This window comes from Pseudomaricurvus hydrocarbonicus (assembly GCF_011602365.1).
Taxonomy (GTDB): Bacteria; Pseudomonadota; Gammaproteobacteria; order Pseudomonadales; family Cellvibrionaceae; genus Pseudomaricurvus; species Pseudomaricurvus hydrocarbonicus.
In genome coordinates, this window is record NZ_JAAONZ010000015.1 from 149,778 (window position 1) to 161,878 (window position 12,101).

Annotated in this window: 11 protein-coding genes and 1 pseudogene; 9 read left to right on the forward strand and 3 right to left on the reverse strand. The window is 52.7% G+C overall.

The genetic code is table 11. The annotated features are described in order from the left end of the window. Positions 1 to 17 precede the first annotated feature (17 nt). The 8 genes from G8770_RS17285 to G8770_RS17320 all read left to right on the forward strand — a co-directional run bounded on the left by G8770_RS17285 (position 18) and on the right by G8770_RS17320 (position 7,474). Positions 18 to 491, forward strand: coding sequence for a hydrogenase maturation protease (locus tag G8770_RS17285; RefSeq protein ID WP_167189749.1), 474 nt, complete (start codon positions 18 to 20; stop codon positions 489 to 491). 18 nt (positions 492 to 509) lie between these two features. Continuing rightward, on the forward strand, positions 510 to 782 hold the full coding sequence (locus tag G8770_RS17290; RefSeq protein ID WP_167189752.1) for a hydrogenase/urease maturation nickel metallochaperone HypA: 273 nt from the start codon (positions 510 to 512) through the stop codon (positions 780 to 782). 70 nt (positions 783 to 852) lie between these two features. Beyond that, positions 853 to 3,342 (forward strand): carbamoyltransferase HypF, encoded by a 2,490-nt coding sequence (gene hypF / locus G8770_RS17295; protein WP_167189754.1) that lies wholly within the window; start codon positions 853 to 855, stop codon positions 3,340 to 3,342. A gap of 86 nt (positions 3,343 to 3,428) precedes the next feature. Then, a complete protein-coding gene (locus tag G8770_RS17300) occupies positions 3,429 to 3,659 on the forward strand; it encodes a HypC/HybG/HupF family hydrogenase formation chaperone (protein WP_167189792.1) in 231 nt (76 codons plus the stop codon). Next, the gene (hypD, locus tag G8770_RS17305; protein ID WP_167189757.1) at positions 3,656 to 4,732 is read left to right on the forward strand and encodes a hydrogenase formation protein HypD; all 1,077 of its coding nucleotides are present in this window, start codon (positions 3,656 to 3,658) and stop codon (positions 4,730 to 4,732) included. Before G8770_RS17300 ends, hypD begins: the two co-directional genes overlap by 4 nt. A gap of 40 nt (positions 4,733 to 4,772) precedes the next feature. After that, a complete protein-coding gene (gene hypE / locus G8770_RS17310; RefSeq protein ID WP_167189760.1) occupies positions 4,773 to 5,858 on the forward strand; it encodes a hydrogenase expression/formation protein HypE in 1,086 nt (361 codons plus the stop codon). A 321-nt stretch (positions 5,859 to 6,179) separates the two neighbouring features. Further along, positions 6,180 to 6,746 (forward strand): hypothetical protein, encoded by a 567-nt coding sequence (locus tag G8770_RS17315; protein ID WP_167189382.1) that lies wholly within the window; start codon positions 6,180 to 6,182, stop codon positions 6,744 to 6,746. Then, positions 6,743 to 7,474 (forward strand): DUF4145 domain-containing protein, encoded by a 732-nt coding sequence (locus G8770_RS17320; RefSeq protein WP_167189763.1) that lies wholly within the window; start codon positions 6,743 to 6,745, stop codon positions 7,472 to 7,474. The genes G8770_RS17315 and G8770_RS17320 overlap by 4 nt, the downstream gene beginning before the upstream one ends. A 321-nt stretch (positions 7,475 to 7,795) precedes the next feature. On the opposite strand, the gene G8770_RS17325 is transcribed toward G8770_RS17320, so the two are convergent. Next, on the reverse strand, positions 7,796 to 8,731 hold the full coding sequence (locus tag G8770_RS17325) for a transposase (protein ID WP_167189765.1): 936 nt from the start codon (positions 8,729 to 8,731) through the stop codon (positions 7,796 to 7,798). Positions 8,732 to 9,086: 355 nt separating this feature from the next. On the opposite strand from G8770_RS17325, the gene G8770_RS17330 reads away from it, so the two are divergent. After that, a complete protein-coding gene (locus G8770_RS17330; protein WP_167189768.1) occupies positions 9,087 to 10,229 on the forward strand; it encodes a phytoene desaturase family protein in 1,143 nt (380 codons plus the stop codon). 455 nt (positions 10,230 to 10,684) lie between these two features. On the opposite strand, the gene G8770_RS17335 is transcribed toward G8770_RS17330, so the two are convergent. Further along, positions 10,685 to 11,620, reverse strand: coding sequence for a transposase (locus tag G8770_RS17335; RefSeq protein WP_167189771.1), 936 nt, complete (start codon positions 11,618 to 11,620; stop codon positions 10,685 to 10,687). 170 nt (positions 11,621 to 11,790) lie between these two features. Beyond that, positions 11,791 to 11,997 (reverse strand): annotated as a pseudogene (locus tag G8770_RS17340) (transposase); the annotation flags it as partial. Positions 11,998 to 12,101: the final 104 nt, after the last annotated feature.

Genomic DNA, 12,101 nt, shown 5'->3' on the forward strand with positions numbered 1-12,101 from the left:
AAAGGTGCAGAGCAGCAATGAGCAAACCGTTGATCATCGGCCTGGGAAATCGCTGGCGCGGTGACGACGGCATCGGCCCCTTGGTGCTGGATGCGTTGCAGGCGCAAAACCCGGAGGCGGTTGATCTGCTGGAAAACCCTGCCGACACCCTGAACCTGATCAATGCGTGGGCGGGTCGAAAACGGGTCTATCTGATTGATGCCTGTTGTGATCCGCAGCGGGAAGATGGCAGCCTGGTGATCATTGCTAATGCTCTGGAAGATACGACGATTCTGCACACCTTAACGCGGCCGACGTCCAGCCATATTGTCGACATCGCACAGGCGATCCGTCTCAGTCAGGCACTGGGTCAGGCGCCGCAACAGTTAACCATCTATGCGGTGGTGACGTCACAGTTTGAGCCGGGCACTCGACCCCGTGCGGTCGTTGCTGCGGCCGTCAGTCATGTGGTGGAAGCACTGCGGCCGGCCGTGACGGCCAACGCATCATAAACATCCGGAACCGCGGCTATGCATGAACTGTCACTGCTTAAAGATCTGTTGAACAAAATTCGTCAGATTGCTCAGCAGCAGCAACCGAATCAATTAACCTCCGTCACGGTGGAATTGGGCGCATTGGCGCATATTTCGGCTGAGCACTTTCGTCAGCATTTCGAGACCGCGGTCATTGGTACCGACCTGGAAAGGGTGGATCTGACGGTCATTTGTAATGACGATATTCACGCGCCGACGGCGCAGGATATTGTTCTGACCAGTGTTGAACTGACCACCGCCGATGACTAGCCGGCTGTTGATTTTTGTGTTGCGGCTGTTAACCCAGGGAATATCTCCTATGGAATAAGGGAGTTGTTGTGTGAGACAAAACAGAACTGAGCCCGTTGTTAACGCTACAGGGACCACGCCGGCAGCACATCAACAGCCGACGGGAAAAACTTCCACTCGCAAGTCGGAGTCTCAAACCACGATGCCTGTCAAACAGGCAACAGCTCAGCTGCGTCAGCGACTGGACATCAAAGGCACGGTTCAGGGGGTGGGCTTTCGGCCGTTTGTGCAGCGGCTGGCGGTTGAAGTGGGAGTCAGTGGCTGGGTCGCCAACAGCTCCGGGGGGGCGGTGATTGAGGTGCAAGGCGGGGAGGCCCTGCTCAAGCGTTTTCACCAGGGCTTGCGAGCGCTGCCGCTGGCCAATGCCCGAATTGAAACCATTGAAACGCAAGCCCTGTCGGTTGTCGCGGACATCGAAGGGGATGCCGGGCATTTTGTGATTATGCCCACGACGATTGATCCCGACCGTGCCAGCGCCATTGCCATCCCTCACGATCTGGCCCCGTGCGACGAATGCCTGCGTGAATTCCACGACCCGCACAATCGGCGCTACCAGTATCCCTTCATCAGCTGTACCGCCTGCGGTCCGCGCTGGTCGGTGTTGCGCTCGCTGCCGTATGATCGCGGGCACACCAGTTTTTCGGAATTTTCCCTGTGTGAGCACTGTCGGGCAGAATATCAGAGCCCCCACGATCGACGCTGTCACTACCAGGCAATCAGCTGCCCGCAATGTGGGCCTGGCTTATCGCTGCTGGATCATGCCGGCGTCACACGGGCGCAAGGTGACGGTGTCCTCGCGCTCGTTACAGAGCAGCTGCGGCAGGGCAACATTGTCGCCCTGAAAAGTGTGGGCGGCTTTCAGTTGCTCGTCGATGCACTCAACCCCGAGGCCGTGCAACGTCTCCGCCAGCGCAAGCACCGGCCGGCCAAACCGCTGGCGGTGATGTTTGCATCCCTGCAGCAGCTGCACGACTACGGAGATGTCGAGGGGGATGCTTATCAACCCGAGCGGCAGGCGTTGTCGTCGGCGGTGCGGCCGATAGTGTTGGTCAACAGCAAGGCCCGACTGCCCGACGAGATTGCAGGGGCAGCGGGCAATATAGGCGCCATGTTGCCGCCGTCGCCATTGCACGAACTGCTGTTCACGGTTTGGTCGACGCCGCTGGTGGCCACCAGTGGCAACCGCAGTGGCGAGCGACTGTGCATTGACAATCGTGAAGCGCAGGAAAAGTTGGGCGGCATTGCCGACTGCTTTGTGCTGCACGATCTGATCATCACCCAGCCACTGGACGATTCCGTGGTGCGCGTAATCAACGGCAAGCCGGTGACGATACGTGCCGGTCGGGGTCTCGCACCCTACGTGTTGCCTGTGAATGTCGGGTCAGTGAAGCAAAAACCGAGAGCGGATAAAGCGCTGCTGGCGGTGGGCGGACATCAGAAAAACAGCCTTGCGCTGTCTCTGCCGGACAGCCTGCTGGCCAGCGCCCATATTGGCGACCTGGATGCCCTGTCGAGTCTGCAGCGATTTGAACGCATAGCCGCGCGCGGCAAGGTGTTTTGTGGCAGTGATTATTCGGCGGTGATCACTGATCTGCACCCGGACTACGGCAGCAGCCAGTGGGCCGCAGAAGCCGGGTATCGCATTCAGCGTGTGCAGCATCATGTCGCGCATTTTTTCAGTGTGATGGCGGAACACAATCATCGCGGTCCGGCACTGGGTATCTGCTGGGACGGGTCGGGCCTGGGTGATGATGGCAACCTGTGGGGCGGTGAATGCTTTCTGTGGGATGGCCAGAGAAAGGTTCAACGCGTGGCACACCTGCATCCGTTTCCTCTGCCGGGGGGGGAGTCGGCAATCCGCGAACCGCGCCGCCAGGCATTGGGTCTCTTGACAGAGGCCGGCATGGATTGCCCGGCCCACCTTCGAGCCGCCTTTAGTGACAGTGAATTGCGCAACTTGCACATCCTGTTAAAAAATCGCGTTAACAGCCCGCTCTGTTCCAGTGCCGGGCGTCTGATTGACGCCGTGGCAGCGCTGTTGCAGGTGGCCATGTTCAATCGCTTTGAGGCCGATGCGGCGATGCAGCTGGAAGCGTTGGCCTGGCGTGCAGACGATACCAGTGGCTGTTTGCCGTTTGCTCTGAAGCACAGCGATCGCGGCCTGGTCATTGACTGGCGACCGATGGTGAAGGCTCTGTTGGAGCGTGTTGCGGGGGGCAACGAATGTAGAAATTCAACGTTGAATTCGTGCACGGAACAGATGACGGAAACTTTGGCGGCCACGGTGCACAATACGTTGGCGGCTATGATTACGGCAACGGTACACGAGTTTCCGGCGTTACCGGTGTTTTTAAGCGGTGGCGTGTTTCAGAACCGCTACCTGACCGAAACGGCGATTCAGTCTTTGGAGAAATCGGGACGGGAGGTTTTCACCCATGCGCAGGTGCCCCCCAATGATGGGGGTCTGGCGGTGGGACAACTCTACAGTGCGTTGCAGTCGGTGGATTTACACTATAGTTGATAACAATGAGGTCTGACGAGGAAGACTGGCGATGATATCTGACATGGAACTGAAACCAGAGCCCTTAATGAAGAGATCAAGTGCCCATGTGTCTTGCCATACCCGGTCGCATTGAGGCGATCCTGACGGAAGGTGAGCTGGCCCGTACCGCCAGTGTCAGCTTTGCCGGTGTCCGCAAGACGGTGAACCTCACTTTTGTTCCGCAGGCGCAACCGGGTGACTATGTGATTGTGCATGTGGGGGTGGCCATCAGTCAGGTGGACCCACAGCAGGCGCAACAAATTTTCGAAGACCTGAAGGCCATAGGTGATCTGTGAAGTATCTGACGGAATACCGTGACCGACACGCAACCGAACGGCTGGCTGAAAAAATCCGGACCGTGGTGACGCAGCCGTGGGTCTTGATGGAGGTCTGCGGTGGGCAGACTCACAGCATTGTCAAAAATGCACTTGAGCAATTGTTGCCTGCCTCGGTGCAGCTGGTGCACGGGCCAGGTTGCCCGGTCTGTGTCACGGCAGCGGAAATTCTCGACCAGGCTATCGCCCTGGCCCAGCGCCCGGATGTCATTCTCTGTTCGTTTGGGGATATGTTGCGGGTGCCCGGTAGCCAGCAGAGCTTGCAGGCCGTGAAAGCCACCGGTGCGGATGTGCGCATGCTCTATTCGCCCATGGATGCCCTGGCAATTGCCCGCGCCAATCCTCAACGCAAGGTCGTTTTTTTGGCGGTGGGTTTTGAAACCACCGGCCCGGCGACGGCTCTGGCGCTGGCACAGGCGCGGCAGTGGCGATTAAACAATTTCTTTGTGCTGCTGTCTCACTTTTTGGTGCCGCCGGCCATCAGCACCATTGTCGAAGGGCTCAACAATCGGGTGCAGGGTTTTCTGGCGCCGGGGCATGTGTGTGCCGTCACCGGCATCGAACCCTATCAACAGCTGGTCGCGCGCTACCGTGTGCCAATGGTGATTACCGGTTTTGAACCGGTGGATATTTTACAGGGCATTCTGTGTTGCGTTGCACAACTGGAGCGCGGTGAGGCCAGGGTCGAGAACCCGTACCGAAGGGTCGCGAACGATCAGGGCAATGCCCGTGCGCAGTCTCTGGTGAATGACGTGTTTGAGGTGAGCGATCAACACTGGCGGGGCATAGGGAGCATTGCGAACAGTGGTTTGCGGTTGAGCCCGAGCTATCAAATGTTCAATGCGGTTGCGCTCTTGGATACGGCGTTACCCGCGGCAAGCCCGAGCGAGTGCATCAGTGGCGACATCCTGCAAGGGATTAAAAAGCCGAAGCAGTGCCCGCACTTTGGTCATCGCTGCCGTCCCGAACACCCGCTGGGTGCCCCGATGGTGTCTTCGGAAGGGGCGTGTGCGGCCTACTTTAATTACCAGTGATGTGTGTTGATCACAGTAACGAATACTATAAAAGCGACCTATGAGCGATATACTCGACGATCACAACGACTTTGGCCTTCAGTGTCCGCCACCGTTTCACGCTGACCAGGTGCAACTGGATCACGGCGGCGGCGGACAGCTGTCGCAACAGTTATTGGAGCAGGTGATTCAGCCACGCTTTGCCAATGCAGAATTGGCTCGCGGCCACGACAGCGCACTGTTGCAGTTCGGCGATGCCCGGGTTGCCTTTACCACTGACTCTTACGTCATCAATCCGCTGATCTTTCCGGGCGGGGATATCGGTAAACTGGCGGTGTACGGCACGGTCAATGACCTGTTGATGGCCGGTGCCCGACCACGCTATCTCAGTTGTAGCCTGATCATCGAAGAGGGATTACCCCTGGAAACCCTGACCACCATTCTCGACTCTATGGCGGCCGCCGCCAAAGAGTGTGAGGTCGCTATTGTCACCGGTGATACCAAGGTGGTGGATCGCGGCCACGGTGACGGACTGTACATCAACACCGCCGGTATCGGGGTGCGTGAATGGCCCGGCACCATTGCACCGCAATCGATCCAGCCCGGCGATGCGATTGTTCTCTCTGCGGGTGTCGGCCGCCACGGCCTGGCCATCATGGCGCAGCGCGAAGGCCTGCAGTTTGATACCCCGATTACCAGTGATTGCGCGTCACTGCTGCCAGCCGTGACGACCCTGCTGGAAAACGGCATCGACGTACACTGCATGCGCGATGCGACTCGTGGGGGACTGGCGTCCATCCTGGTGGAATTGGCCGAACTCAGTGGCCTGTCGATGACCCTTTCCGCAACCGCCATTCCGGTCAGTGAGGTGGTGGTCGGCGGCTGTGAACTGTTGGGGCTGGACCCGCTCTACGTGGCCAATGAGGGATGCTTTGTCGCCATGGTGCCCGAAGCACAGCTGCAGGCAGCATTGACTCTGTTGCGGGATCAGGCGGTGAGTCGCGAGAGTGTACAGATCGGCCGTGTCGATAAAAAAGGTGAGCCGAAGCTAACCCAAGGCAAAGGCCGGGTCTGTCTGCAAACCGCGATTGGCAGCACCCGATTGCTGCGCCGCATGACTGGCCGATTATTGCCGCGCATCTGTTGAGCATGAATGGCAAAGGGCTGGCTTTTAAGATGGAGAATCATACATCACGTTGGACATATCTCTGAAAGGGCTGCCTGAAGGGGTAGAAAATTATTGTATTTTCAATAGGTTAGAGATATTGTTTTAGGAATTTCAAAAGATATGTATCAGGAAGATATGTCTAACACGGATGCTGATCGTTACTCCCGCCTTGTTATTTCCCTGATTTTTTAAAAATTGAGATTCTGGAGCAGGATATGTTGCTTCGGGATATGTCCAATGTTGGGCATAAGAAACTGTTAACTGTCAAAACAAGATCGATCACACTAAGGGGATATATAAGTGGGTGAAACAACAAAAGCAAAAATTAATTTAAAGGAAGGGACTATCGAGCTTGAAGGTAGTGAGTCTTTCGTGAGTGGCTACCTTAATGAGTTTAAAGAGCTTCTTAAGGCTCCTCAAATAGCTGAGCAACAACTTCCGCCCCCAGCTCACAAAGCAGCACCACAAAAGGCCCCCGCGAAAAAAGCCGCTGCCAGCAAAACAACCCAAGGCAAGAAAGCTGCGCCCAAAGTTTCAATAGAGCGTTTTGATATTCATGGCGGCAATGACGTTCCATCATTATCAGCATTTATGGAAGAGAAAAAGCCTGGTACGGGTAACGGTAATATTATCGCTGTTATGGGCTTTTATATAACTGACCTTCTTGGTAATGACAATTTTACTGAAGGTCAAATTGAGTATGCCTACAAAATGTTGAAATTAAAGCGTCCTGCCCATTTACGTCAAATCATGATTAATGAAAAGAATAAAAGAGATCTCTTCGAGGCTGACGCTGAAGATAGTACGCTATGGAGCCTCACGCGAACTGGTGAGATTTATGTATCAGACATGCTCCCAGAATCATGAAAGTAGAACAATTCTCTAGTCAGTTCGAGTTGCTAGAAAAGTCCGAGCTCGAAAAAGTTGAGTACCTTGCTTATTATCTTCTCGAAAATAAGCAAGAACCTGAGTTTACAGTTAGTGATATTTCATCACTTATTTTTGCTCTTGGCTTTGCCAAACCCAACCAAACTCGTCTTAAGGGTAAAATCGTAAAGTCTACTTCTTTTGTCAACGGCACTAAGAAAGGTCTATTTCGGATTTCAGCAAAGAAGCTAGCAACGCTGAGATCCAGCCACCCCGACGTTTCTGAGTCGGAGGAGATTTTGTCGGATGACTCAATTCTCCCAGAAATACTTTTACAAGAAACTAAACGCCCATATTTAATAAAATTGGCGCAACAAATAAATTCATCATATGAGCATAATTTATTTGATGCATGCTCCCTTATTATGCGACGGCTTTTAGAGGTTCTTCTTATTCATTGTTTTGAGCATGCAAATATAGAAGCCGATGTAAAAGATAGTGAAGGTAATTATCAAAACCTCAAAACACTAATTAATAAGGCAATCTCTCGAACAGAGATCGAAATATCGAATGATGTTAAAAAAGATATGGACAAATTTCGTGAGCTCGGCAATCTTTCGGCACATAGAGTTAAGTACAATTGTAGGCGGGATGACATTAGAAAAACAAAACTTGAGTATCGAGCCATTGTTGAAGAGCTACTTTACGTCAGTGGGCTTATCACATAAAACAGCTAACACCTATACGACCGGAATTAGTAAAGAACCAATAAGTTACTAAAACGGCGCTTACACAGTTCCGTTGATTTTTAAAAACACCCCCTCTTGCCACTGATGATAAACAAATAAGGGACATAAAAATAAGGGACAGGCACTCCTAAAAAGATCTTCAAAAATCCTGCTGTACACATCGAAGCTTGTATCAGGATTCCTCAAATTAATCAGCATTACTGGTTCAACAGTTTAATACACGTCAAAAACCCATATTTTTGATACAGAAGCCTATCGGCCTGAACCGGTGGGTCAATATGCCAGGAGTGCTGGTGTCATCTAGGCCGATTTTCGAAATCGTCGATGCACGATCTGTTCAAAGTGTTGGCTGTTGGTCAGCCAATGCTCAGCGGGAATGTTGAATCGTTTAAGAATGGGAGGCAGGTGTTCGGGGATCGCACCCCGTTTGTCATCGCGTACGGCACGACCTGTCCAATCCACCAGTTGCAGGTAATCACTCAGTAAATAGGCAATGCCCGCTTGGCAGGTTGAACGGATAGTATCTTCAAAGGGCAAGAGTGGCTTGATCGGCAGCTTAAATTCGCTGGCTAATGCCTGATCCTTGATGGCGCTTTCCAACGTAATCACAGGGTTGATGCGTTCCTGAATACTGGTGTGCTCCGAGGTCTCTGGTGTTTTGGCCATTCCCGCGCGGATAGGGTTGAGATCCACATAAGCCATGCACGACAGTAACGCTTCGTCGGTGAGCAATGCCTGTGATTTAAAGCGGGATTCCCAAAAGTGACCCGTGCAATTGTCCTCGGCATTGGCGAGTCGGGCAATGGGTTCGTTCAGGCACTTCATGAACCAGCTTAGGCTTTGAAGGCGTTTTCTCCAGACGTCAATGATGTCTGAAACGGCTTCTTTTTCCACCTTGGACAAGGTCTCGCCATTGTAATAACGCTGAACCAATAGAGGGCCTTTATAGAGAGTTAACCAGCGGTCCAGCACCATCTGATCCGTCCATTCACCCGACTCGCTCAGCTTAACCACCAGATGGTAGTGATTACTCATCACGGCATAGGCACAAATGTCGATGGCAAAGATGGAGCTGAGTAAATGAATGCGGTGTTCCAGCCATTGCCGACGATGTTCATAACTTTGTCCGGTGACCTTATCCGAACCACACAAAAAGGCACGCCTGACGCACCGGGAGACACAGTGGTAGTAGGGCGTATCAGCCGGTGATATGAGTTGTTTACGAGGTTGGGTCATGACGGAGCTTCTGAAATGGTGAGCTGTTCTTAATTCCTTTTGAGAATATAAGAGGCTGTTCGTGTTACAAGGTCTGATGAGCTGATTTGTTCTGGAATTGAACTATTATTTGTGTGTGTTTCACACTTAAGTACCGGCTTTAGTTCGCAGGGAGCACGCAGGGAGTGCCTGTCCTCTTCAGCTCTCTTCAGCTCTTAATTAGAAGGGGTGCCAGAAGGGGTACCTGTCCTCTTCAGTTTCCTCGAAGGTGGAATGTAAATGTCCGCCATGATCAAGACTGATTGGTTGAGCTGAAATTCGATCAGTTACGGCTATTTTTGGCAGACATTCAGAGAAGAAAAGGAGGTACCGTAGAATGACTACTAAATCGTCAGCAAACGAGTTCGATGTCATTGTCATCGGCTCCGGTATGGGAGGTATGACGACGGCCGCTGCGCTTTCCCGCCTGGATCACAAAGTCCTGCTGCTTGAGCAGGCGCAGGCGATCGGCGGGCTGACTCACAGTTTCAGCCACGAGGGTTTTAGCTGGGATGTCGGCCTCCACTATTGCGGCACATTCGGTCATGATCAATTAGCGGGTCGGATCCTGGACTGGCTCAGCGGCGGAACAATCGAGTTTCGCTCGGTTGGCACCGTCTACGACACGTTGCACTTCCCGGATGGATTCGAGATATCCGTAGGGCGCCCGGCAGAAGCTTACAAGATGGAACTTAAAGAGCGGTTTCCCGATAATGCCGCTGAAATCGATGCCTACTTTGAGGCGTTGCTGTCGGCGGAGGAAGCCGCACACATGGTGGGTGCCGAGCGAGCGATACCCGAGCCGTTTCGTTCCGCACATCATTGGTGGAATAAGAAGAAAATCCAACGCTGGTGCAGTCGTACGACTGACGAGGTGATTGCGGAACTCACCAGCAACCCGAAGCTCGCCTCCGTTTTGTCGGCACAGTGGGGCACCTATGGCGGCAAACCGAAAGAAGCGAGTTTCGCCTTTCACGCCACCATTATCGGCCACTATCTTGAAGGCGCCGCCTATCCTGTCGGCGGTGCGACCGCCATTGCCAGCAGACTGGTGCCCGTGATCGAAGCGGCGGGTGGCAGTGCCCGGGCCGGCACACCGGTCAGCGAGATATTGCTTGAAGATGGCAAAGCCGTAGGCGTGCGCACCAGCTCGGGTGAAGAATTTAACGCACCCACCATCGTCTCGGCGATCGGCGCCGGTGAAACCGTGAAGCACCTGCTGCCAGAGGAAATTTGCCAGCAGCCCTGGGCTCGCGAGATAGCGACTTTCAAGCCATCGATCTGCCACTTCGATTTGTTTCTCGGTTTCGAGGGCGACATCGCCCAACACGGGGCAACGCGCTCGAACCACTGGTTTTACCAAAGCTGGGACACCAATGATGCCATCTGGGCTGCGGCAGGTGACGAGTCCATTCCGATGATGTTTGTCTCGTTTGCGTCACTCAAGGATCCCACTCATGATCCAGGTCCGAACAAATAAGGGACAGGCACTCCTAAAAAGGTCTTCAAAAATCCTGCTGTACACATCGAAGCTTGTATCAGGATTCCTCAAGTTAATCAGCATTACTGGTTCAACAGTTTAATACACGTCAAAAACCCATATTTTTGATACTAAAAATAAGGGACAGGCACTCCTAAAAAGATCTTCAAACATCCTGCTGCACACATCGAAGCTTGCATCAGGATTCCTCAAATTAATCAGATCGACTGGATCAACAATAACAAATAAGGGACACACAGAACAAATAAGGGACAGGCACTCCTAAAAAGATCTTCAAACATCCTGCTGCACACATTGAAGTTTGTATCAGGATTCCTCAAATTAATCAGCACTACTGGATTAACAGCTTAATACACGTCAAAAACCCATCTTTCAGACACAGAAACCCATCGGCCTGAACCGTTGGGTCAATATGCCAGGAGTGCTGGTGTTATCTAGGCCGATTTTCGAAATCGTCGATGCACGATCTGTTCAAAGTGTTGGCTGTTGGTCAGCCAATGCTCAGCGGGAATGTTGAATCGTTTAAGAATGGGAGGCAGGTGTTCGGGGATCGCACCCCGTTTGTCATCGCGTACGGCACGACCTGTCCAATCCACCAGTTGCAGGTAATCACTCAGTAAATAGGCAATGCCCGCTTGGCAGGTTGAACGGATAGTATCTTCAAAGGGCAAGAGTGGCTTGATCGGCAGGTTAAATTCGCTGGCTAATGCCTGATCCTTGATGGCGCTTTCCAACGTAATCACAGGGTTGATGCGTTCCTGAATACTGGTGTGCTCCGAGGTCTCTGGTGTTTTGGCCATTCCCGCGCGGATAGGGTTGAGATCCACATAAGCCATGCACGACAGTAACGCTTCGTCGGTGAGTAATGCCTGTGATTTAAAGCGGGATTCCCAAAAGTGACCCGTGCAATTGTCCTCGGCATTGGCGAGTCGGGCAATGGGTTCGTTCAGGCACTTCATGAACCAGCTTAGGCTTTGAAGGCGCTGTCGCCAGACGTTGATGATTTGTGAAACGGCTTCTTTTTCCACCTTGGACAGGGCCTCGCCGTTGTAATAACGCTGGATCAGCAAAGGGCCTTTATAGAGAGTCAACCAGCGATCCAGCACCATATGATCCGTCCACTCACCCGAGTCGTTCAGCTTAACGACCAGATGGTAGTGATTGCTCATCACGGCATAGGCACAAATGTCGATGGCAAAGATGGAGCTGAGTAAATGAATGCGGTGTTCCAGCCATTGCCGACGATGTTCATAACTTTGTCCGGTGACCTTATCCGAACCACACAGAAAGGCACGCCTGACACACCGGGAGACACAGTGATAGTAGGGCGTATCAGCCGGTGAGATGAGTTGTTGACGAGGTTGGGTCATGAGGAGAACTCTTACATCGTGAGCCGGAAGTTTGTTACTGATGAGACTATAAGAGACTGCCCTGGATGCAAGAACGGAGAAGGTGAATTGTTGTTGAATTGGAATGATATTGGGGAGTGTTTCACACTTAAGTGTTGGTTTTAGTTCTCAGGTAGTGCCTGTCCTCTTCAGCTTTCAACGGCATAGGCACAAATGTCGATGGCAAAGATGGAGCTGAGTAAATGAATGCGGTGTTCCAGCCATTGCCGACGATGTTCATAACTTTGTCCGGTGACCTTATCCGAACCACACAGAAAGGCACGCCTGACACACCGGGAGACACAGTGGTAGTAGGGCGTATCAGCCGGTGAGATGAGTTGTTGACGAGGTTGGGTCATGAGGAGAACTCTTACATCGTGAGCCGGAAGTTTGTTACTACTGAGACTATAAGAGACTGTCCTGGATGCAAGAACGGAGAAGGTGAATTGTTGTTGAATTGGAA

Bases quoted from the DNA above. Each gene is read 5' to 3' on its own strand.
- G8770_RS17285 (WP_167189749.1), top strand. From the start codon at position 18: ATGAGCAAACCGTTGATCATCGGCCTGGGAAATCGCTGGCGCGGTGAC.
- G8770_RS17290 (WP_167189752.1), top strand. From the start codon at position 510: ATGCATGAACTGTCACTGCTTAAAGATCTGTTGAACAAAATTCGTCAG.
- G8770_RS17300 (WP_167189792.1), top strand. From the start codon at position 3,429: ATGTGTCTTGCCATACCCGGTCGCATTGAGGCGATCCTGACGGAAGGT.
- hypE (WP_167189760.1), top strand. From the start codon at position 4,773: ATGAGCGATATACTCGACGATCACAACGACTTTGGCCTTCAGTGTCCG.
- G8770_RS17320 (WP_167189763.1), top strand. From the start codon at position 6,743: ATGAAAGTAGAACAATTCTCTAGTCAGTTCGAGTTGCTAGAAAAGTCC.
- G8770_RS17325 (WP_167189765.1), bottom strand. From the start codon at position 8,731: ATGACCCAACCTCGTAAACAACTCATATCACCGGCTGATACGCCCTAC.
- G8770_RS17330 (WP_167189768.1), top strand. From the start codon at position 9,087: ATGACTACTAAATCGTCAGCAAACGAGTTCGATGTCATTGTCATCGGC.
- G8770_RS17335 (WP_167189771.1), bottom strand. From the start codon at position 11,620: ATGACCCAACCTCGTCAACAACTCATCTCACCGGCTGATACGCCCTAC.